Source organism: Bacteroides sp. 14(A), assembly GCF_000526555.1.
Classification (GTDB): Bacteria; Bacteroidota; Bacteroidia; order Bacteroidales; family Bacteroidaceae; genus Bacteroides; species Bacteroides cellulosilyticus.
On sequence record NZ_JAGH01000001.1, the window covers coordinates 1,389,012 to 1,413,319 of the forward strand.

Genomic DNA, 24,308 nt, shown 5'->3' on the forward strand with positions numbered 1-24,308 from the left:
CAGATTTTATAAAGAATGAAAGTAAGAACCCTTTTGTGCGTATGTGCCCTGCTCTTTTCTCTGACAGTGGCAGCGCAATTCCAACCCGAAAGATACCCCAAACGTGAATTTCGTGCAGCCTGGATACAAGCTGTTAACGGACAATTCCGCGGAATTCCCACCGAGAAGTTGAAACAGAACCTGATCAGTCAGTTGAACTCCCTGCAAGAGGCAGGCATTAATGCCATTATCTTTCAGGTACGTCCCGAAGCCGATGCTCTCTATGCTTCGCAACTGGAACCGTGGAGCCGCTTTCTGACCGGTGTACAGGGACAAGCACCCAATCCTTATTGGGATCCCATGGAATTTATGATTGAAGAGTGCCACAAGCGTGGTATGGAGTTTCATGCCTGGATTAATCCTTATCGTGTGAAGACTTCACTGAAGAATGAATTGGCGCCGGGCCATGTTTATAATATCCATCCCGAATGGTTTGTTACTTACGGTGACCAAGTCTATTTCGACCCTGCATTGCCGGAAAGCCGTCGCCACATCTGTATGGTGATTACGGATATTGTTTCCCGCTACGATGTTGATGCTATTCATATGGATGATTATTTCTACCCTTATCCTAAACAGGGAGTAGACTTCCCGGATGATGCCAGCTTTGCCCGTTATGGCGGTGGATTTTCTAATAAAGCGGATTGGCGTCGCAGTAATGTCAATGTGTTGATAAAGAAAATTCATGAGACAGTGCGCGAATTGAAGCCGTGGGTTAAGTTCGGTGTTTCTCCGTTTGGTATTTACCGTAATCAGAAGAGTGATCCGCTGGGTAGTAAGACCAATGGTTTGCAAAACTATGATGACCTTTATGCTGATGTGCTTCTTTGGGCTCGTGAAGGTTGGATAGACTATAACATTCCGCAGATATACTGGCAGATAGGTCATCCGGTAGCTGATTATGAGACATTGGTGAAGTGGTGGGCAAAGAATACGGAAAATCGTCCTTTGTTCATCGGTCAGTCGGTAATGAATACGGTGCAGAATGCTGATCCGCAGACTCCTTCCATGAACCAACTTCCACGTAAGATGGCGTTGCAACGTGCTTATCAGACGATTGGCGGAAGTTGTCAGTGGCCTGCAAGTGCAGTGGTGGAGAATGCCGGAAAGTATCGTGATGCTTTGATGGCTGAATACCACAAATATCCCGCTTTGCCTCCTGTTTTTGATTTCATGGATAATGAAGCGCCGGATAAAGTGCGCAAGATGAAACCGGTGTGGACAGAAGATGGATATCTTTTGTTCTGGACAGCACCGAAGTATAAGGATGAAATGGATCGTGCCGTACAGTATGTGATTTACCGTTTCGATGCTAAAGAGAAAGTGGACATCAGTGATCCTTCTCATATTGTAGCCATCACGCGGGATAACTTCTATAAGTTACCCTATGAAAATGGAAAGACTAAATATCGCTATGTGGTAACAGCACTCGACCGACTGCATAATGAGTCGAAGATAGTGGCAAAAAAGGTGAAGCTATAAGCTTCACCTTTTTTGTTAATACAGTATGAAACCTGCTATTCCGCAGCCTATAATCATCACTATCGGATTGACTTTATATTTCCGGGTACCCACAAAAGCCACCAAGAAGATGATGCAACTGACGATAAACGAGTACATATCTTCTTTAGGTGAACTAAAATTCTCTGTATTCATTAATACCAGGGCCGCTGATGCCAGTAGCCCTACCACTGCCGGGCGCAATCCACTGAATACTGCTTCAACAGCCGGATGTTTCTGGTATTTCAGGAAAAACTTACTGATAACTAACATCAGGATGAATGAAGGAAGTACTACGGCAAAAGTAGCGATGACAGAACCCCATATACTTCCGGTAGCCGTGAAGCCTACATACGTTGCCGAATTGATTCCGATAGGTCCGGGAGTCATTTGACTGATAGCTACAATATCTGTAAACTCTTGTGGTGTCAACCACCCGTAGCGTGTGACTACTTCACCTTGTATCATCGAAAGCATGGCATATCCGCCGCCAAAGCCGAAAAGGCCTATTTTGAAGAATGTATAGAATAACTGAAAATAAAGCATAGGAGATTTATGATTTATAATTTATGATTTATGATGCGCAGCCAACTTTCTCAACTTTCAACTTTGGGATGGTGTAACCGTCCGTATAAGTATCCTCCTACACCGGCGATGATAATTACCCAGATAGGTGAGAATCCCAGTAGCCAGATGATTAGTGCGGATACAATGGGTATCCAGACATTGTAACGGTTGACTTTGGCTGACTTAGCCATACTGAATGTAGGAGCGGCAATCAGTGCAACTACTGCCGGGCGGATACCCTTGAATATCCGTTCCACTATCGGATTATCCTTAAAATTGTGGAAGAACATAGCTATGGCAAGAATAATGAGGAATGAGGGTAGAATTGTCCCTAAAGTAGTGACTATACTTCCACGAATTCCCCGCAACTTATATCCGATAAAAATGGAAATGTTAACCGCAAGAATGCCGGGAGTCGATTGGGAAATGGCAAGTAAGTCTATAAAATCGTCTTTGGCGATCCACTTTCGTTTCTCTACAATTTCTTCCTCTATGAGTGGCACCATGGCATAGCCACCTCCGATAGTGAAAACTCCTATTTTAGAAAAAATGCCGAATGCCTCTAAATAAATATTCATAGTTTTAATGTTATAATGTGATAATATGATATCACTCTACCACTTTATTCCCCTTCTTCCCCTTCTTCTTTCTGTTTCGCATATTGGCTCGGGCTGACACTGAAATGCTTCTTGAATACTTCCCGGAAATATTTCGCATCGCTGAAACCAGTCATTTCTGCAACTTCAGTTATGCTGTATTTCTGCTCTTTCAGTAATTGTGCGGCACGTTTCAGACGTATCAATCGGATATAGTCTGCCGGAGCCTGGTCGGTCAGGGCTTTTATTTTATTATAGAAGCTGGTACGACTCATATTCAGTAATGAACAGAGCATTTCCACATTGAGTGCACCGTTATCCATATTTTCTTCCACATGCTTCTTGACGGAAGAAATGAATTTCCAGTCAAGGTCGGTGGAACAATTGGTACAAGTTGTGGCATCTTCATCATCATTCAGTTCCAGATTAGCATATTTATGTCGCAGCAAAGAGCGATTCGTCAGGATGTTGGATATCGTAGCACGGAGAATACCTATATTGAAAGGCTTCACAATATACTCATCTGCTCCGGTCTTCAATCCTTCAATGATGTTGCGGTCATTGTTCAATGCTGTGAGCAAAATGATGGGGATGTGAGAGGTTTCAATATCATTCTTTAAGACATGACACAATTCGTCTCCACGCATTTCCGGCATCATGATATCCGAAATAATCATGTTAGGCATATATTCCTTGACTATTTCGAGTGCTTGTTTGCCATCGCTGCATACTTGTATGTTATAGTCGTCCGACAGTGTATTGCGGAGATATTCCCTCAACTCATCATTATCCTCCACAATCAGGATTTTCGGAAGATCACTGTTTTGCTGTTGTTTCTGTTTAGTTGCATCATAAGCAATGTTTGGCGTAACATTCTTAGGCACTCCCGATTCAGCATAAGCTACTTTCTCACTTCCCGGTTTCGGACTGTGAATAGCTTTTCGATAAGGTTTTTCACCTTTTGGGAATGTGACTTTAATACAGGAGCCTTTTCCTTCTGTGCTTGTAAAGTTGATTTTGCCTTTATGCAGGTGAACAAGTTTCCATACCAGTAACAGTCCGATACCACTACCCGTTACTTTCGAGTTGATGGCGTTACTACCCCGGAAATGTATTTTAAAGAGCTTTTTCTGTTCTGAGGACGGAATACCGATACCCGTATCCTTTACTTCCACACTCCAATAGTCTTCTGTTTCTGCTGTATAGATATGTACGCTTCCACCTTCCGGTGTATACTTCAAGGCGTTGGATATCAGATTTTTCAGAATCGAATCCATCTTATCCTTGTCAAGCCAGGTATTCATGTAGCGGAAATTACTTTCATAAGTCAGGCTGATACGTTTTACGTCGGCATAAGCCCGGAAAGCATTGATCATTTCCTCCATGTAGGTGCTTAACTCATATTCGGATACATATAGGGCACTGGAATAAGTGTCTGCACGTTCGAAGTTAATAAGATTGGTCGTCAGTCGCAACAGGGCGTTCACATTTCGTATGGCAGTATTCATATTGCTTCGTCCGCTCGGTGTCAGATTTTCCTTTTCACTGAGTTCTTCCAGTGGCGCTTTGATCAGTGTCAACGGGGTACGAATATCATGCGCTGTATTGATGAAGAAACGTATTTTCTCATCCGAAGCCTTACGCTGTTTGCGCAGGATAATGACACGCAATGTGATAATGACAATTGCGGCTATCACGGCGGCATAAAGTATTAATGCCCATATGCTGAGCCATAAGGGCTGTTCTATCATGATTTCCATGTCACGCTCTTCAAGAACGATTCGTCGGTCTTCACTGGAGATGGCACGTACCCGTAATGTATATTTTCCGGGATTCAAATTTGTGAACCGGATCATGCAATCTTTCTCAGGACGGCTCCATCCGTCATAGAAGCCTTCCAGTTTCCAGGAATACAGGACCAATGACGGATAATCGTAGTTGATAGAAGATATCCGTAGAGAAAATATGTTCTGATTGTATTTCAGCTTTAACACTTGAGTTTCATCTATGTCCACTTCCAGCGGTGAACCCTCATCGCCGGGATAAACGGTTTGATAGAATACGCGCAAATCGCTGAATATCATTTTGAACTCATAATTGCGTGGAATCATCATATCTTTGTGGAACTCTATTGCTCCGTCCGTACTTCCAAGAATGAAGTTTCCGTTTTTTCGCAGTACGCCTGATGTTGAATTAAAATGATCACTCTTCAGTCCCTGTTCTTTAGTCCAGTTATGAAATATCTTTCCAGCCGGGTAATAGCTTGTCAGACTGTTTTCCGTACTCAGCAGGACACTTTTGTTTCCGTCCGGAAGAATGGTATATATGTTATTGGAAATCAGCGGGCAGTTATCTTTGTGGAAATGCTCAAACGACTTTCGCTGATGGTTATAAATGAGTAATCCGGAGTTGCTGGTCCCGATGTACAGCAAACTGTCTGGTGTCTGATAAAGCGCGTTAATGTAGAAAGACTCTATCGGCATCGATATGCACTGATACTTGCCGGTTTCTTTGTCCAGCAGATACAGTCCTGTGGCAGTACCTATCCACATGTGTTGCGCATCCTTCTCCTTAATATCCGTAATTCCGCTAAGTCCCGGATAAGCACGTATATTTTTACGGTTGAAGTCTATTTGCTTTAAATTGTAATAGCCACCGGACCAGATACTGCCATCGGAAGTTTTTATGATAGAGCGTATGTACTTATCCGGACGGATATCACAATCGCCAAATGTAGAAGGAGTAAAGAACTCCACCTTCATCTGTTTTTTATTGATTTGGTAGATGCCCGAAGTGTATCCACCTGCCCAGATGATGCCGGGTGATACCTCGCACAAAGAAATGAAAACATGGTTTTTGGTTACGTTACCATTGTCAAACACGCTGAGGAATGAGTGCCATTGTTTTGTTTTGGTAGAGTAGAGACTGATACCGTTATTGGTAGCAAACCAAAGATCACCTTCGTGATCTTCGATGATGGCATTTACCTGGTCGTTGACGAGCGATTGCTTGTTGCCAATAGAATGTTTGATCCATTCATAACTGGCATATTGATTGTTGCGTACTGTGATGCCGATAGGGTAATTGGCTATCCAGATGCGTTCATCATCTACATAGAAGTCATAAATACTGTTGCCGTTCATGGCATTATAGCTATTGTAATCCGCCACGATGTAGGGGGCGCACTCATAGGTATCCACATTCATTTTATATATACCGGCACCATCTGTAGCTATCAATATTTCTTTGTCATTGAAGGCTTTGATACGTGTAATGCTGACATCCTGCAAACCGACATTCAGCTCTACAGTTTGATGAATATTCATATCGTACAGATAAATGCCTTTCTGGAATGTACCGATGAATAGTTTGCGGTTTGCTTTATGGAAATATAACTCGTTGACTTGCATCTTCAGTTTATCAAGCCAGTTGCATGGAGAAAGGTTGAGAACGTTGTCTTTTAATTCGGCATGATGTATACCGACGTCTGTACCGATGAAATAATGGTTAGGGTCGATTTGCTCGATATCCGTAATACTTTCTCCGATATGGTTTTTGATAATGGTGGTTTTTTCAGTATTCGTATCGTAGAGATACAATGCTTCTTCGTTACAGAGCCATACAATATTGTTGCTGTCAATAAATCCATAGCTTACGGGAGTCGGATTTCCTTTTACCACTTCATCAGGTAGCTTATATACAAGTTGAAAGCGATCATGTTTGGCATCATAGCGGAATACTCTTCCTTTTTTGCCTATCTCCCACAGTGTTCCATCCACACCAACATATAGCCAACTCAGATTGAGCATGGAGTTAACTTCTATTTCGCTGTCTATAAGTCGGTATTGCTTGAAATTTTTTCCGTCATAGCGGTCAATGCCATTGTGCGTAAGAAACCACATATATCCTTTCGGCCCTTTCTGAATAGCATATATCCTACGATTGCTCAAGCCATCTTCCACGCCGAGATATTTATAAGTTTGGGCGATGCAGAAGGAGGAAATGTATGTGAATAAAAAGAAAATGATAAATTTTCTCATAACAGTTACGGTCGTTCGTTATTGGGGGTATTTGTGAAATTAACGCAAAAATATGCATTTTGTTTGATAAAAGCAACACGAAAGCAAGAAGAATAGTGTTCGATTCCTCGCATTGTTTAGACGACAACAGGCGCAAGTTGTATATTATAACCTGCGCCTGTGCTTCACTTATAGATTGTAGTCAGAACTACTTAACCTTTTCTTCTACCCATTTACGTGCATTGACGAAGGCTTCCATCCATGGAGTGATCTGGTCGCTGTGCAGGCGGTCGGCAGGATAACAACCGTTCTGCCACGGGAAGATAGAGCGCTCCAGGTGAGGCATGATAGCCAGATGGCGCCCGTCAGCACTTGCTATGGCTGCTATGGAGTAGTCGGAGCCATTCGGATTGGCAGGATACTCGTCATAACTATATTTGGCTACCACATTATATTTATCTTCGTCATAAGGCAAAGAGAATTTTCCTTCTCCGTGAGCTACCCATATACCGAGTTTGCTACCACTCAGAGAGCCGAACATTACGCTGCGGTTGGTAGGAATGGTAAGTCCCAGGAATCTCGATTCGAATTTATGAGATTCATTATGCAGCATTTTACCGTTTTTCTTATGTTCGGGATTGATGAGGTTCAATTCCATCATCAACTGGCAACCATTACAAACACCCAATGAAAGCGTATCTTCGCGTGCATAATACTTGTCGAGTGCTTCTTTAGCTTTCGGATTGAAGAGGAAAGCTCCTGCCCAACCTTTGGCAGAACCCAGTACGTCTGAGTTGGAGAAACCACCACAATAAACAATCAGGTTCACGTCTTCCAGTGTCTCACGTCCGCTGATGAGGTCGGTCATGGTGACGTCTTTCACATCAAAGCCTGCCAGATACAGGGAGTAAGCCATTTCGCGCTCACCGTTTGTTCCTTTTTCGCGGATGATTGCTGCGCGGATGCCTGTCGGTGTACGGCGGTTCGGGTCGATACCATATTGAGAGAATTTACCTTTGAAGCCGGGCATGAAAGCGAATTCCAGTGGCTGCATCTTGTAGTTCTCGAAACGCTTCTTGGCGCAACCGTTCATAGATTGCTTGCGGTCGAGCAGGTAAGAAGTAGAATACCAAACATCACGCATATAGTCGATGCCGAACTGATAAGTAGCATCATCTTTAGATACGAGGATGTGGCGTTCGTCGGTCGGCTTACCAATCTTCACAAAACCTACTCCGGCATCTTCCAATATTTGTTTTACTTCTTCCTTATGCTTGTCGCTTACCTGGATAACAATACCCGGGTTCTCGGCAAACAGGAGTTTCACGAGGTCGTGTTCCTTCATCTTGTCGAGATTGATTTCCATACCACCTTCTACATTGGCGAAGCACATTTCGAGTAAGGTAGTAATCAGACCACCGGCAGAAATATCGTGCCCGGCAAGAATCAGTCCTTTGTTCACCAGTTCCTGAACGGCAAGGAAAGCATCGCGGAAATATTCGGCATCTTGTACAGTGGGTACTTCGTCGCCAATCTTGCCCAATGATTGCGCAAAGGCAGAGCCACCCAGTTTCAATGTATCAAAACTGAAGTCGATATGATAAATCGTTGTCTTTTCGTTGTTGACAAGTACGGGAGAAACCACTTTCTTCACATCAGAAACTTCACCGCCTGCAGAAACGATTACGGTTCCCGGAGAGATTACTTTGCTACCGTCGGGATACTTCTGAGTCATGGACAGAGAGTCTTTTCCGGTAGGCACATTGATTTGCAGTGCACAGCAGAAGTCGCTCAAAGCTTTTACAGCGGTGTAGAGACGTGCATCTTCACCTTCCTGTGAGCGGCAAGGCCACATCCAGTTGGCAGAGAGGGAGATGCTGTCCATTCCTTCAGCCATCGGAGCCCATACCAGGTTGGTTAGTGCTTCGCTGACGGAAAGTACTGAACCAGCTGCCGGATCTGCCAGTGCAGCTTGCGGAGCATGTCCCAGTGAAGTGGCGATACCTTTCTCACCACGATAGTCGAGAGCAACCACGCCACAGTCACTCAGCGGTAATTGCAATTCACCCTGACATTGTTGGCGGGCAATCTTGCCGGTTACCGAGCGGTCTACCTTATTGGTCAACCAGTCTTTGCAGGCAACAGCTTCCAACTGCAATACATTCGTCAGATATTCGTGCAACTTGGATTGTTCGTATTTAGGCATTTCGTAGTGGCGTTCCACTGTTTTGTCTACCATGTAAGTTTTGGGAGACGAGCCGAACATCTGTTCTACGGCAAGATCGAACGGACGTACACCGTCAGCTTGTTGGAAAGCGAAGCGATGGTCACCGGTAGTTTCACCTACCACATACATTGGGGCACGCTCACGTTCAGCCACTTTACGTACATGCTCGATAGCTTCTTCTTCAATCAGCAATCCCATACGTTCCTGGCTTTCGTTGGCGATAATTTCTTTGGCAGACAAGGTTTTGTCACCTACGGGCAATTTACTCATGTCTATCACGCCACCACATTCTTCCACCAATTCGGAGAGACAGTTTACGTGTCCGGCTGAACCATGGTCGTGGATGGATACCACCGGATTGTTGTCTTCTTCGCAGAGGGCACGTACCACGTTGTAGGCACGTTTCTGCATTTCTGCATTGGCGCGCTGTACGGCGTTCAACTCAATACCGCTGCTGTAGCGTCCGGTATCTACTGAAGATACGGAACCGCCACCCAAGCCGATACGGTAATTATCACCACCAATCACGACTACTTTGTTACCGGCTTCGGGAGCACCTTTCAGGCAGTCACGTTTCGTACCGTAACCGACACCGCCGGCAAGCATGATTACTTTGTCGTAACCGTAAACTTCGTCGTTTTCCTTATGTTCGAAAGTCAGTACAGAACCACAGATCAGCGGTTGGCCGAACTTGTTGCCGAAGTCGCTGGCACCATTGGATGCTTTGATCAGAATCTGTTCGGGAGTCTGATACAGCCATTGGCGTACCGGAAGGATTTCTTCCCAGGGACGATCTTCGTCTGTACGGGGATATGAAGTCATGTAAACGGCAGTTCCGGCAATTGGCCAGGAACCTTTACCACCGCCCATACGGTCACGAATCTCTCCACCTGTACCGGTAGATGCACCGTTGAACGGTTCTACGGTAGTCGGGAAGTTGTGTGTTTCAGCCTTCAGTGAGATAACACTCTTGATATCTTTCACCTGGAAGTAGTCGGGTTTTGAGTGGTCTGCCGGAGCAAACTGTTCTATTACCGGACCTTCGGCAAAGGCTACATTATCTTTATAAGCTGAAATGATTTTATTCGGATTTTCCTGTGTAGTCTTCTTAATCATTTGGAAGAGGGAAGACTCTTGTTCTACACCGTCGATGATGAATGTCCCGCCGAAGATTTTGTGGCGGCAGTGTTCGGAATTGATCTGGGCGAAACCGAATACTTCGGAGTCAGTCAGTTTACGTCCAAGGTCTTGTTCTACTTTCTTGAGGTAGTCCATCTCTTCTTTAGAGAGTGCCAGACCTTCTTTTTCGTTGTAAGCTTCCAGGTCTTCGATATGGACGATCGGTTCCGGCTTACGGTTGGTGGTGAATACTTCCTGATCCAGTCCCTTGTACATGCGTTGCAGCATCGGGTCGCGGTCAGCGTTTTCGTCCTTTACGGGGAAATACTCTTCGATGCGTGAGATACCGCTCAAGCCCATATTCTGGGTGATTTCCACAGCATTTGTACTCCAAGGAGTAATCATTTCGCGGCGCGGACCAACGAAATGTCCTTTCAGGTTTTCTTCACTTTCGGGGGTGGCTTCTCCAAAAAGCCAGCAGAGTTTGTCGCTTTCTGCCTGGGTGAGTGCGTGGTCACATTCTACGGCCATCACGCTCTTGGATGGGGTTCTGAAAAAAAGAATCATACTGATATTTTTGATTTTTCGTTCTTTGGCGCAAAGATACATAAAATCGTTGGTGCAGAGAAAGAAAAGGAATAAAAAATAGAAGGGTGTCAAAAGTAAAGTATTGAGTGTTTTATGATAATCGGTCGAAAAAACGTTAACACAATTGGTTCGTCTCATAAAAAAGTACGATATTTGCAGCCATGATTGAGATAAGGACCATATTCGATATATTATGGAAGGGTTTTATTATTGGGGTAGTTGTGTCTGCGCCATTAGGACCCGTGGGTGTGTTGTGCATCCAGCGTACGTTGAATAAGGGGCGTTGGTATGGTTTCATAACAGGTCTGGGAGCCTCGTTGAGTGACATTGCTTACGCCTTGCTGACAGGGTACGGAATGAGCTTCGTATTCGATTACGTAAATAAAAATATCTTTTATTTGCAGTTGTTCGGAAGCATCATGCTGTTAGCGTTTGGCATTTATACGTTTCGCAGTAATCCCGTCCAGTCCATCCGTCCCGTCTCAACCAACAAAGGTTCTTATTTTCATAACTTCATTACCGCCTTTGCCGTCACATTATCCAATCCACTTATTATATTCCTCTTTATCGGCCTCTTTGCACGCTTTGCCTTCGTCAGTGAGGGGGTATTGGTGTTTGAAGCGGTCACCGGATACCTGGCTATTGCGCTGGGGGCGTTGGCGTGGTGGTTTGGCATTACTTACTTTGTAAATAAAGTCCGTACGCAATTCAACCTGCGCGGCATCTGGATATTGAATCGTATCATCGGAGGCATTGTCATTGTCGTGTCTGTGTTTGGGTTGGTGTTTACGTTGATGGGCGAGTCACTTTACTGAGCAGAAACATAGAATCATGAAGATAGCGCAACAACTGAAAGCGAAAAATATCGCGGAATACCTTATATATATGTGGCAAGTGGAAGATTTGATACGTGCCAATGAGTGCGATATCGATAAGATCCGCGAAAACATTATCTCCCGTTATCCGGAAGAAGAACATCCGGCACTCGAAGAATGGTATGGTAATCTGGTAGACATGATGCGTACAGAAGGAGTGAAGGAAAAGGGACATCTGCAAATCAATCGTAATGTAATAGTGAATTTGACGGAATTGCACGTAGAACTGCTGGCATCACCGAAATATCCTTATTATAGTGCGGCTTATTTCAAAGCATTGCCTTTCATCGTAGAACTTCGTCAGAAGAGTGGGAAGCAGGAGGAGCCGGAACTGGAAACCTGTTTTGAGGCTTTGTATGGTGTTTTATTGCTGCGTTTGCAGAAGAAAGAAATCACGGAGGGAACCGCAAAGGCGATAGAGACTATCAGCAGTTTCATTTCTTTGCTTGCCAATTATTACGAAAAGGACAAGAAAGGGGAGTTGAAACTGGATGAATAACCGGAATAACTTTCGAAGATAGTAAATTGTAAATAATAGATAAAGCATGAGAGTATTAGTAACCGGAGCCAACGGACAACTTGGCAACGAGATGCAAGTTCTTGCAAAAGAGAATCCGCAACACACTTATTTTTTTACTGATGTACAGGAGTTGGATATCTGTGACGAACAAGCTGTACAGGCTTGCATTGCAGAGAATCAGATTGATGTTGTAGTGAATTGTGCTGCTTACACAGCAGTTGACAAAGCGGAAGATAATGAAGAATTATGCCGCAAACTGAATCAGGAAGCTCCGGGAATACTGGCACGTGCTGCGCAGGCCCATGGTGCTGCTATGATACAGGTTTCTACGGATTATGTTTTTGATGGAACAGCGCATATACCTTATAAAGAAGATTGCGAACCCTGTCCTAATTCTGTTTACGGCTTTACCAAGCTGGGGGGAGAAAAGGAAGTTATGCAGAATTGTGAGAAAGCGATGGTAATTCGTACAGCATGGTTATACTCTATTTATGGAAATAACTTTGTGAAAACGATGATTCGTCTGGGACGTGAGCGTGAGTCTTTAGGTGTGGTTTTTGATCAGATTGGTACGCCGACGTATGCAAATGATCTGGCACAAGCTATCTATGCCGCCATTAATCAGGGTATTGTACCGGGTATTTATCATTTCAGTGATGAAGGCGTATGTTCATGGTATGATTTTACGGTGGCTATACATCGCATTGCGGATATCACGACATGCAAGGTGAGTCCCTTACATACAGATGAGTATCCGGCAAAGGCACCACGTCCGCATTATTCCGTATTGGATAAGACGAAGATTAAAAAGACTTTCGGCATTGAAGTACCTCATTGGGAAGAGAGTCTGAAAGTATGTATTGAAAAACTGAATGCCCAATAATAATATTATACCAAATTTTATATATGGCCAATAATAACGAAATTGAGAGGAGAAGAACCTTTGCGATTATCGCGCATCCGGATGCCGGTAAAACATCTTTGACTGAAAAGCTATTGCTTTTTGGTGGACAGATTCAGGTGGCAGGTGCTGTAAAGAGCAATAAAATAAAGAAAACCGCTACATCGGACTGGATGGATATAGAGAAGCAACGTGGTATCTCTGTAACCACCTCTGTGATGGAGTTCGACTATAAAGAGTATAAGATTAATATCCTCGATACTCCCGGTCATCAGGATTTCGCTGAAGACACATATCGTACGTTGACTGCTGTAGATAGCGTTATCATCGTTGTAGATGGTGCCAAAGGTGTGGAAACACAGACACGTAAGTTGATGGAAGTGTGCCGTATGCGTAATACGCCGGTCATTATATTCATCAATAAGATGGACCGTGAGGCCAAAGATCCTTTCGATTTGTTGGATGAGCTGGAAGAAGAGCTTGCCATTCATGTACGTCCGTTGACCTGGCCTATCGAAAGTGGTGTGCGCTTTAAGGGAGTTTATAACATCTACGAAAACAATCTGAATCTTTTCCAGCCTTCCAAGCAAGTGGTGACGGAAAAGGTGGAGGTAGATATCAATACCGAAGAACTGGATAAGCAAATCGGTGCGCAATTGGCTGATAAGTTGCGTGGTGAGTTGGAATTGATAGATGGAGTTTATCCTGAATTTGATAAAGAAGAATATCTGAAGGGCGAACTGGCACCTGTATTCTTTGGTTCAGCTCTGAATAACTTTGGTGTGCAAGAGTTGCTGGATTGCTTTGTAGAGATAGCTCCAAGTCCTCGTCCTGTACAGGCGGAAGAACGTGAAGTGGAACCGGAAGAGCCTAAATTCACCGGATTTGTCTTTAAGATTACGGCGAATATCGACCCGAATCATCGTTCTTGTATCGCATTCTGTAAGATTTGCTCAGGTAAATTTACACGTAATGCTCCATACCTGCATGTGCGTCATGGAAAGACGATGCGTTTTTCTTCGCCCACACAGTTCATGGCACAGCGTAAGACGACTGTTGACGAGGCTTGGGCGGGTGATATCATCGGTTTGCCAGACAATGGTTCTTTTAAGATCGGTGATACGCTGACAGAAGGAGAAATGCTTCATTTCCGTGGTCTGCCGAGTTTCTCACCGGAGATGTTCAAGTATATCGAGAATGCTGACCCGATGAAACAGAAACAGCTTGCCAAAGGTATCGATCAGTTGATGGACGAAGGTGTGGCACAGTTGTTTGTCAACCAGTTCAACGGCCGGAAGATTATCGGTACGGTAGGGCAGTTGCAGTTTGAGGTTATCCAGTATCGCCTGGAGAATGAATATAGTGCGAAGTGCCGTTGGGAGCCGTTGAGCCTTTATAAGGCTTGCTGGATAGAGAGCGATAATCTTGAAGAACTGAAAGCATTCAAGAAGCGTAAGTATCAGTATATGGCGAAAGACCGTGAGGGGAGGGATGTCTTCCTGGCGGATAGCGGTTATGTGTTGCAAATGGCTCAGATGGACTTCAAGAATATAAAATTCCACTTTACAAGCGAGTTCTGATTCGTATTCTGAATTGGGATTGAGAGATACAGGGATGCAAAGGGTAGAAACTTTGTATCCCTATATTTTTTTGTATATACTGTAAGTCTTCCCTCCCTTTTATAGACATCCTTGCATACTTTTTAATGAATGACTGACTAGAGTGGTTCGTTTATTAATAAGTACCTTTGCCGTAATAAAGTAAGGAGATTCCACGCATCAGGAAATAAGATTTTATATAAGGTATGAACTTCTTGCAAATGTTGAGAACTATCCGGAAGAGGGGGAGCCGTATTGTGGCATGCGGAGATGAGATGGGAAGTTGTTTCAGCCGTAATGCGGATGAATAAATGAACTGGATCAAGATATATTGGTAATCAGTTCTATGGTAGGCGTTAATATCTTTATGGTTTCCATGCAATCCCTCCGCTTGAAGGGAGAACATGGAAACTTTCGTTTTAGCATCTTTTAGTGTTATTTTTCTATTTTATTTCATTGATAATCCGTAATTTCGGACGATTTTTTGTAAAACAGACCGAATAACTAATAATTTATAATATGGAAAATCTCAACACAGCGCTTTTGCTGATGGTGGTAGGTATGACGACAGTGTTCGCTATCCTGCTGATTGTAATCTACTTAGGTAAAGGACTTATTCTTCTGGTAAACAAGTACGCCCCTGAAGAGGTGGTGCCGGATAAGAAAGGTGCGCAAGGTCCTGCCGCAATTCCCGGAAACATTTTGGCTGCTATCAGTGCCGCTGTAACAGTGGTGACACAAGGCAAGGGTAAAGTAGCCAAGGTCGAGAAAATAAAATGATAATCTTTAATAAAAAACACACACCTATTTATTTAGTATGAAAAAGGAAATTAAGTTCAGCCTGGTTTTCAGGGACATGTGGCAGAGTGCCGGAAAATATGTGCCCCGCGTAGACCAGCTGGTAAAGGTTGCTCCAGCTATTGTTGAAATGGGCTGTTTTGCCCGCGTAGAAACCAATGGCGGAGGTTTTGAACAGGTAAATCTATTGTTTGGTGAAAATCCTAATAAAGCTGTACGTGCATGGACGAAGCCGTTTCACGAGGCTGGTATACAAACTCACATGTTGGACCGTGCACTGAACGGTCTTCGCATGAGCCCCGTACCTGCCGATGTGCGTAAGCTGTTTTATAAAGTGAAGAAAGTGCAGGGAACGGATATTACACGTACGTTCTGCGGACTGAACGATACCCGTAACATTATTCCTTCCATCGCTTACGCTAAAGAAGCCGGAATGATTTCCCAGTGTTCGCTCTGTATCACCCATTCGCCTATCCATACAGTAGAATATTACACCAATATGGCGTTAGAGCTGATCAAGGCAGGTGCTGATGAAATCTGTGTCAAGGATATGGCAGGTATCGGACGCCCGGTATCATTGGGCAAGATCGTAGCAAATATCAAGGCTGCACATCCTGAAATTCCTATTCAATATCATAGTCATGCAGGTCCCGGTTTCAATATGGCAAGTATCCTCGAAGTTTGCGAGGCTGGTTGCGATTATATTGACGTGGGTATGGAACCGTTGTCATGGGGTACGGGACACGCTGACTTGCTGAGTGTGCAGGCTATGCTGAAAGATGCAGGTTTCCAGGTTCCTGAGGTGAATATGGAAGCATACATGAAAGTGCGTGCATTGATTCAGGAATTTATGGACGACTTCCTCGGTTTGTATATCAGTCCGAAGAACCGCTTGATGAACTCTTTGTTGATCGGTCCGGGACTTCCGGGTGGTATGATGGGTAGCTTGATGGCTGACTTGGAGTCCAATCTGGAATCTATCAATAAATATAAGGCGAAACGTAACTTGCCGTTTATGACGCAGGATCAGTTGCTTATCAAGCTGTTCAATGAAGTGGCTTATGTATGGCCGCGTGTAGGTTATCCTCCGTTGGTAACTCCGTTCAGCCAGTATGTTAAGAATCTGGCGATGATGAACGTGATTGCTATGGAAAAAGGTAAGGAACGTTGGGGTATGATTGCTGATGATATCTGGGATATGCTGTTAGGTAAAGCTGGTAAATTGCCGGGTACGCTGGCTCCCGAAATCATTGAGAAAGCCGAACGCGAAGGCCGTAAGTTCTTTACCGGAAACCCACAGGATAATTATCCGGATGCGCTTGATAAGTATCGCAAGATGATGAAAGAGAACAAATGGGATTTGGGCGAAGATGATGAAGAACTCTTCGAATATGCCATGCATCCGGCACAATACGAAGCATACAAGAGTGGCAAGGCGAAAGAAGACTTCCTGGCAGACGTGGAAAAACGGAAGGCGGAACTTAATAAGTCTCCGTTGGACGACGCCAAACCGAAAACACTTACCGTTCAGGTAGATGGACAGGCTTATCGCGTAACGGTAGCTTACGGTGATATTGATTTGCCGGCAGATGCTACAGCGAAAGTGGAAGCTCCTGTAGGCGAAGGCCAGGATGTGGTTGCTCCGTTGGAAGGTAAATTCTTCCTGACAAAGAATGCACAGGAAACTCCGTTGAAGGTGGGCGACAAGGTGAAGAAAGGCGACTTGCTTTGCTACATCGAAGCTATGAAGACGTATAACGCCATCCGTGCCGATTTCGACGGAACAGTTACTGCTATTTGTGCTACTCCGGGCGATACCATTTCAGAAGATGATGTATTAATGAAGATAGGATAACGCAGCATGGAAGATATATTTGGAAGACTCTACGGTATGACGGCCTTCAGCAATATCATTGAAGACCCGTCGTTTCTGGTGATGTATGCCATTGCTTTCATCCTGCTGTATTTGGGTATCAAGAAGCATTACGAACCGTTATTGCTGGTACCTATCGCTTTCGGTGTGCTCATCGCCAACTTTCCCGGTGGCGAAATGGGTGTCATTCAGGCGGATGAAAACGGAATGGTAATGGTAAATGGGGTGTTGAAGAGCATCTGGGAAATGCCGTTGCATGAAATTGCACACGACTTGGGATTGATGAACTTCATCTACTATATGTTGATTAAGACAGGTTTCCTGCCCCCCATCATTTTTATGGGTGTGGGTGCACTGACGGACTTTGGACCGATGCTCCGTAATTTGCATCTTTCCATCTTCGGGGCGGCAGCGCAGTTGGGCATCTTTACAGTACTGTTGTGCGCAGTGATGATTGGTTTTACACCGCAGGAAGCAGGTGCTCTCGGTATCATTGGTGGTGCTGACGGCCCGACTGCAATTTTTACGACTATCAAGTTGGCTCCGCATTTGTTGGGTCCGATTGCTATTGCCGCCTATTCTTACATGGCGTTGGTTCCGGTGATTATTCCGTTGGTAGTGAAGTTGTTCTGCTCTAAGAAGGAGTTGATGATCAATATGAAGGAGCAAGAGAAACTCTATCCTTCGAAGACGGAAATCAAGAATCTGCGTGTACTGAAAATCATTTTCCCGATAGCAGTGACTACGGTTGTCGCTCTCTTTGTACCGACGGCAGTGCCTTTGATTGGTATGTTGATGTTTGGTAACCTGATTAAGGAAATCGGTGCGGATACCAGCCGTTTGTTTGATGCAGCTGCCAATAGCATTATGAATGCGGCGACTATTTTCTTAGGATTGAGTGTAGGGGCAACTATGACAAGCGAAGCGTTCCTGAACTGGACAACCATTGGTATTGTTATAGGTGGTTTCCTTGCATTTGCACTTTCCATTACGGGTGGTATCTTCTTTGTGAAGCTGTTCAATCTGTTCAGTAAGAAGAAGATAAATCCGCTGATTGGTGCAACAGGACTGAGTGCTGTGCCTATGGCAAGCCGCGTATGCAATGAGATTGCTACGAAGTATGATCCGAAGAACCATGTGCTGAATTACTGTATGTCCAGTAATATCTCCGGTGTTATCGGTTCAGCGGTAGCTGCGGGTGTATTGATCTCATTCTTGGGATAAAGATACGCGGACGACGCGGATTGAGGCGGACGAACGCGGACTTTTTAGGCGCGGATTACGCGGATTACACGGATTTATTTCTTTATTGTAATGAAAGAATCTGTGTAATCCGCGTAATCCGCGCCTGAATCTTTATTCACTAATCACTTTCCTGTATTCTGCCATTGCCATTTTCTCTGCCAGATATGCATTAATCAGGTTCGTATGAGCCTGTGTCCACGATAATTGTGCGGACAAAACATCTGCCATACTGGATTTTCCTTCATTATAAGAGAAAGTGACAAGGTCCAGGTTCTCTTCGGCAAGATCCATATTTTCCTTTGCTGTCTTTACTTGTTGCTCCGTTTCCGTCAGTTTTGTAGTGGCGGCGGAGAGTTCTTCAAGAATATTATCAGTGATATAACTTTGTTGCAGCTTCTGGATACCAATGAATGCTTTCTGTTGCCGGTTTGTCTTGAAACGCGCCCCCCAACGGAAGATGGGGATACTGATGTTTACTCCAGCTACAGGCGTATGAGGGATTTCCTGTCCCATGTACGTGATACCGGTATCCCAACCTGTGGCAAGGAACATGCTTACCTGAGGATTGTACTTGCTGAGGGCGGCATGGCGTTGTGCCTCACTCCGGGCAATGTTTACCGTTGTGCTGGCATAATCGGCGCGGCGTGGAAGTACATCGTCAAGTCCAAGAATGTCGACGGGTTCACTGGCTATACTGATTTCACTTAGGCTATCTACGGGAGTATTGGGTGCTACCCCCATCAAAATGTTCAGTTGTTGCAAGGCAAGGGTATAGTTCTGACGGGCCTTGATATACTGCAATTCAGCTTCTTTCTGACGGGTGGAAATCATCAGCAGGTCTGTACGACTGATAGCGCCATCGTTGAAACGATCCTGAATAATATCGTGCTGCTTCTTTATGATATCCTGAAATGTAGCAGCAGCCTCAAGACTGGCATAGGCGGCTGAAGCATTCCAATAAACGGCATCGCTTTGATAATGAATTTGGTCGAGAGTTAGTTCAGTGGTGAGTTGGCTTAACTCTTCGTCAGCCTGTGCCATACGCTTCTGAGCTATTAGAGAACCACCCGTATAGAGGGGCTGTGCCAAGGTTGCAAGTGCCTGATAGGTGTAGGGGCGATACTCACCTTTCGGACTGTTCCACTTATCCAGGTGGTTGAGGTTGGCGGTACCTTCGGCTGTGATGTCTATTTGTGGCAGGAAGCCGGTATTTGCTATTTTTCGCGCTTCGGTGCTTGCCATGGTTTTTAGGCGCTGCTGTTTCAGCACTTGGCTGTAGGCTTCTACTTTGTCACGATATGCTTCGCGGCTTAAGTACTGCTGTGCTCCGGCTTTCAGACCGAAGCTGCAAAGTAATGTAAGTATGGTTATTATCTTTTTCATAATTATCTCTTTATTTCTTATTTAAGCGAATAGTTAAGAGTATCCGGAGTTTATCCTTTGATCTTATGTATCGCGCAATATGCCACCGGAAGTACGAACAGCGTCAATGCTGAGGCTACCAGCAGACCACCCATGATGGTTGCCGCCATACCACCGAACATAGCGTCGAATAGCAACGGCAACATACCCAGAATCGTAGTTCCGGACGCCATGGCTACAGGTATGATACGGCTGGTTGTAGCACTGATTACCGCATTCAGCGGCGCTTTTCCGGAAGCAACTTCTATGTCGATTTGATCTACCAATACAATTGCATTTTTGATATTCATACCAATCAATCCCAGTAGACCGAGAACAGAGAAAAAGTCGAATGATTTACCAAGCAAGATTAATCCCAGTACGATTCCTATAAAGATAAGTGGCAACATCAATAGGATGACAATTGGCTTGCGGTAGGTCCTGAACAGGAACAACAGGGTAATAAACATTAAGAAAAACGTTAGTGGCATATTAGCTGCCAATGCTGCATTACTTTCTGCCTGGCTTTCCTGTTCACCAAAATACTTCATGGTGTATCCTTCCGGTACTTGAATTTCTTCTTGTACTTCTTTCCATATCTTATTGAATGCTGCTATGGCATTTACTCCCCGGCGTGGATCGGCTTGCGCCATCATTACCATTTGACGGTTATAGTCTTTTACATTCGAGAACTTATATTGGAAATCGAATTCACTGACTACTTGTTCCAGGGTAGTGGTTTCCTGTGTTGTACCGAATACGGGTAGTGTACGCAGGTCGTTGATGCGGAAAGAATCGACTGTGTTATCCTTTAGCAGAATGGGCAGCACCTGATCGCCTTCACGATATTCGCCTAATGTCATACCGCTTGTACCGATCTGAATGCTCTGTGCCATACTTTGCCGGGAGACACCTAACGGTTGGGCACGTTCCGGACTGTAAACAGGTTTCCATACTGGAATCTTATTCCCCCATGAATTTCGTACGTTGATGAGATCATCATCCCGATGCATGATTTCCAGGACTTTGTTGGTCAGCATCACCAGTGAATCGACATTGTTGCCGATAAAGCCGATTTCAATGGCGGCGTCTACCGCAGGCGATAGCTTAAACAAAGTGGTACGGGTGATGGCATTCGGATAGTTTGCCTTCATATACTGGTCGAAGTTCTCTTCGTATTCCTTTGTATATTTACTGTCGGTCAGTTCGATAAGTATATTGGCAAAGTTGGGTTTAGGACCGACGGAAGTAGATGCCAGATAGTAACGTAACGGTGTACTTCCGAATGTGGTGGATATTCGTTTCACTTCCGGTTGTTGCAGGAGGTGCGCTTCCACTTGTTTCATTTCCTTTTCCACGTCACGGATGCTGTAACCGTCCGGATAGAATATATCGGCACGGAAATAGGGCTTATCCAGTGAGGGGAAGAAGTTTTGAGGCATCATTCCCATGATGACCAGTGAGATGATAAACAGGACTACCATACTACCCAGTGTAAGAGTCTTCTTCTTGATAAGTACTCCGAGGATAGAGGCGAACTTGTGATAGAAAGGTTTATCATACGGGTCTTTATTGGTATCGCCGGATTTGGCTTTCAAAATAAAGTTACCGAAAGTGGTGGTTTGTGTGAGTGCCAGTATCCAGCTTAATCCCAAAGAAATGGCAAGTACGACAAACAGGGGTTTCACGATTTCCGCTACGGCAGAAGGGGCGAGGTACAACGGCAGGAATGAACAAATGGCGATGAACGTAGCGCCAAGTAATCCCCATTGCGGTCCGGTAGCTCCATCTATCAGTGCTTTTCGCCGGTCTATACCTCGGGCAATGGCTATTTGTGCATTGTCTGTCACTACAATAGCATTATCCACCAGCATACCCATGGCAATGATGAAACCTGCCAGTGAAGTACGGTTCAATCCTACTCCCATGAAAGACATGATGAGCAGCGTACCGCCAATGGTGAATATCAACGAACTGCCGATAAGTATACCTGCACGCAACCCCATCACCAACATGATGATAACGATTACAATGAGGAGGGATTCTATCAGGTTAATGATGAAACCATTATTTGCTTCCTGTGCTATGACATTTTCCGGATACAGACTTTCCAATTCCAACCCTACCGGAATAAGGGGAAGAAGTTCAGCCAGTTTCTGATCTACCAGTTCTCCAGTCTTTACTACATCTTTTGTCGGGTCGGTGGAAACACCGATACCTATGGCACGCTTCCCGTTGACGTGCATGATGTTGCCGGGAGGATCCATATATCCTTTTTCAATGACGGCAATATCACCCAGTTTCACCTGTCCGCCCGGAGTGGTAATCACTTGGTTCCGGATGTCATTGACGGTAGTATAGGTTCCGTTGGCTACAATGCGCAGTTGTTGTTCACCGGCATTGATTTCACCTGTATTGATAATCTGGTTTTGCGATTGTAACAGACTTGCTACTTGCTTCGGATCTATACCCATACCGGCCAGTTTATTGACGGATATATAGATATTTACCACCTCGGTTTGTGTACCGAACAAGGCTACTTTCATAACTCCGTCAGCAGTGATAACCTGGGTTTTGATACGCTCTGCCCAGTTGCGCATTTCTTCGTAAGAGAAACCTTCATCACCTACCAAACCATAGTATATGCCGAATACATCGCCGAAATCGTCCGATACCGTGGGAACGGAAGCACCGGCGGGTAGTTGCGGTTGTATGTTGAGCACCTTACGGCGCAGTTCATCCCACTTCTGCGGAATCGACTCTGCGGAAAGGGAAGGTTGAAGCTCGAATGTTATCTTGGATAGTCCGTACATGGACTCCGACTTAATTTTATATACACCACTCATCGACTGTATCTCGCGGGAGATCGGTTCAGTGATCAGTCGTTCTACTTCTGCTGGTTCTGCCCCCGGGTAGCGGGTCATTATGACCGCTGACTTGATGACAAAGGGTGCATCCTCTTTCTTTCCCAACCGGTCGAATGATAGTATACCGCCGATTAGCAACACAGCCAGGAAGAAATAAACAATCTTGGTGTTGTCTAATGCATATTTAGCTAAATTCATATGATTTATATTTATGTTTTAGATTCTGTAAATGATAATTTACCAGTGTAGTTGTTGATATTCTGACTATCTCAATTCCCCTCCTCCAATTGGAGGAGGGGTGCCCAACGGGCGGGGTGGTAGGTGAGAGAAAAATTCCTTTATCTTATTATTTATAGGTATTTTATTGTTTTACCTACCACCTCCCCCTACGGGTACTCCTCCTCCGACGGAGGAGGAGAATTTAAGATACTTCCGCGTAACAATTCTCTCGCCGATAAATTATCATTTAATTGATAACTTTCACCGTCTGCCCCTCGACCAGTTGGTGCACTCCGGCAATCACAATAGTTTCTCTCGGCTGTACACCGGTAGAGATAAGGGCATTGGCTTCTCCGGTAGGAGAGTATACGGTTACTTCCCGCTTGCTTACCTTATTGTCTTTTACTACCCACACATAGGTCCTCTGGTTCTCGCTTTCACCGAATATGGCACTGAGCGGAATATTCACAAGCTTTTCTTCCAAGAAGGGAGCTACGTCCGAAGCCAGCTTGATTTTGCACGTAAATCCCGGTTTCACATCGTATAGGGAACGGTTGAAAGCAGGATCTTCGATCGTAATAGTTACCGGGATACCTGTTCCGGCTGTAGAAATATCCAGATATTCTTCCAGTTTTGCATTGAATGTCGTGCCCGGATAGGTATCGAATACCACTTTGAATGTTACGTCCTTTGCCCGAAGTAGATAGAGATAATCATCCGGTACGGTGAATTTGATGCGGAGCTTCTGTGTATTCACCAATTGTACAATGCCTTCCCCAGAGTTCACGCGCTGATAGTTTTCTACCAGACGTTTTTCAATAGAACCGTCGAAGGGAGCGGTAAGTTTGGTATCCCGCATATTATTGCTGGATAATTCATAAGCTGACTTTGCCTTTTGATAATTGGCAACGCTGATCTCATATTCCTGCACGGAGATAGCTTGGCGTCCCAACAGGCGTTTGTTACGTTCTACCTGTGCTGCGGCAGTCTCGTAAGCGGCTTTGTCGGCGGCGTATTGCAGGGAAATGTCACGCGGATCAATGGCGGCGATCAGCTGTCCTTTCTTTACCCGCTGACCTTCTACCACAGGCAGATTTATGACCTGTCCACTGACACGGAAGGCCAGTTTCACGTATTCTACGGCTTCTACAATACCGGAGAAGTCTTTCCGGATGACCGATTGGGAGCTGGCAGTAGCTGTCTTGACAGGTCGGATCAGCGTGGCATCGCCCTCTTTCTTGTGCCCGCATGATGTGGCAAGCAGCATCACGCTGATGGCGAACAAATAGATTTTCTTCATACTAATGTATAGTTGTTCGTTTAGGTATAAAAAACATAAAACCGGAAAAACAGATA

Annotated in this window: 15 protein-coding genes; 8 read left to right on the forward strand and 7 right to left on the reverse strand. The window is 44.7% G+C overall.

Translation table 11 applies throughout. The features are described 5' to 3' along the window. Positions 1-15 precede the first annotated feature (15 nt). On the forward strand, positions 16-1,521 hold the full coding sequence (locus K429_RS0105180; protein WP_025726244.1) for a glycoside hydrolase family 10 protein: 1,506 nt from the start codon (positions 16-18) through the stop codon (positions 1,519-1,521). 15 nt (positions 1,522-1,536) lie between these two features. On the opposite strand, the gene K429_RS0105185 is transcribed toward K429_RS0105180, so the two are convergent. From K429_RS0105185 to purL, 4 genes are all read right to left on the reverse strand, one after another. After that, positions 1,537-2,085 (reverse strand): chromate transporter, encoded by a 549-nt coding sequence (locus K429_RS0105185; RefSeq protein WP_007214814.1) that lies wholly within the window; start codon positions 2,083-2,085, stop codon positions 1,537-1,539. Between the two features lie 50 nt (positions 2,086-2,135). Next, a complete protein-coding gene (locus tag K429_RS0105190) occupies positions 2,136-2,684 on the reverse strand; it encodes a chromate transporter (RefSeq protein WP_007217394.1) in 549 nt (182 codons plus the stop codon). Positions 2,685-2,728: 44 nt separating this feature from the next. Next, on the reverse strand, positions 2,729-6,742 hold the full coding sequence (locus K429_RS0105195) for a response regulator (protein ID WP_025726245.1): 4,014 nt from the start codon (positions 6,740-6,742) through the stop codon (positions 2,729-2,731). Positions 6,743-6,929: 187 nt separating this feature from the next. Next, on the reverse strand, positions 6,930-10,634 hold the full coding sequence (gene purL / locus K429_RS0105200; RefSeq protein ID WP_007217397.1) for a phosphoribosylformylglycinamidine synthase: 3,705 nt from the start codon (positions 10,632-10,634) through the stop codon (positions 6,930-6,932). A 182-nt stretch (positions 10,635-10,816) separates the two neighbouring features. Between purL and K429_RS0105205 the strand changes: the two genes are divergently transcribed. The 7 genes from K429_RS0105205 to K429_RS0105240 all read left to right on the forward strand — a co-directional run bounded on the left by K429_RS0105205 (position 10,817) and on the right by K429_RS0105240 (position 18,444). Beyond that, positions 10,817-11,470, forward strand: coding sequence for a LysE family translocator (locus K429_RS0105205; protein WP_007214810.1), 654 nt, complete (start codon positions 10,817-10,819; stop codon positions 11,468-11,470). Positions 11,471-11,486: 16 nt separating this feature from the next. Continuing rightward, a complete protein-coding gene (locus K429_RS0105210; RefSeq protein WP_007217398.1) occupies positions 11,487-12,029 on the forward strand; it encodes a DUF4924 family protein in 543 nt (180 codons plus the stop codon). A gap of 46 nt (positions 12,030-12,075) precedes the next feature. Continuing rightward, positions 12,076-12,933 carry a dTDP-4-dehydrorhamnose reductase gene (gene rfbD, locus K429_RS0105215; protein ID WP_007214808.1) on the forward strand — a complete coding sequence of 286 codons (858 nt, stop codon included), beginning with the start codon at positions 12,076-12,078 and terminating at the stop codon, positions 12,931-12,933. A 23-nt stretch (positions 12,934-12,956) separates the two neighbouring features. Beyond that, the gene (locus K429_RS0105220) at positions 12,957-14,531 is read left to right on the forward strand and encodes a peptide chain release factor 3 (protein WP_025726246.1); all 1,575 of its coding nucleotides are present in this window, start codon (positions 12,957-12,959) and stop codon (positions 14,529-14,531) included. A 537-nt stretch (positions 14,532-15,068) separates the two neighbouring features. Beyond that, positions 15,069-15,329 (forward strand): OadG family protein, encoded by a 261-nt coding sequence (locus K429_RS0105230; protein ID WP_007214805.1) that lies wholly within the window; start codon positions 15,069-15,071, stop codon positions 15,327-15,329. Positions 15,330-15,366: 37 nt separating this feature from the next. After that, on the forward strand, positions 15,367-17,202 hold the full coding sequence (locus tag K429_RS0105235) for a biotin/lipoyl-containing protein (protein WP_007217404.1): 1,836 nt from the start codon (positions 15,367-15,369) through the stop codon (positions 17,200-17,202). A gap of 6 nt (positions 17,203-17,208) precedes the next feature. Continuing rightward, a complete protein-coding gene (locus K429_RS0105240) occupies positions 17,209-18,444 on the forward strand; it encodes a sodium ion-translocating decarboxylase subunit beta (RefSeq protein WP_007217405.1) in 1,236 nt (411 codons plus the stop codon). Between the two features lie 132 nt (positions 18,445-18,576). On the opposite strand, the gene K429_RS0105245 is transcribed toward K429_RS0105240, so the two are convergent. From K429_RS0105245 to K429_RS0105255, 3 genes are all read right to left on the reverse strand, one after another. Beyond that, on the reverse strand, positions 18,577-19,851 hold the full coding sequence (locus K429_RS0105245) for a TolC family protein (RefSeq protein WP_025726248.1): 1,275 nt from the start codon (positions 19,849-19,851) through the stop codon (positions 18,577-18,579). Positions 19,852-19,898: 47 nt separating this feature from the next. Next, on the reverse strand, positions 19,899-22,931 hold the full coding sequence (locus K429_RS0105250) for an efflux RND transporter permease subunit (protein WP_025726249.1): 3,033 nt from the start codon (positions 22,929-22,931) through the stop codon (positions 19,899-19,901). A 268-nt stretch (positions 22,932-23,199) separates the two neighbouring features. After that, positions 23,200-24,252: an efflux RND transporter periplasmic adaptor subunit gene (locus K429_RS0105255; RefSeq protein ID WP_025726250.1), complete on the reverse strand. Its 1,053-nt coding sequence runs from the start codon at positions 24,250-24,252 to the stop codon at positions 23,200-23,202. Between the last annotated feature and the right edge of the window lie 56 nt (positions 24,253-24,308).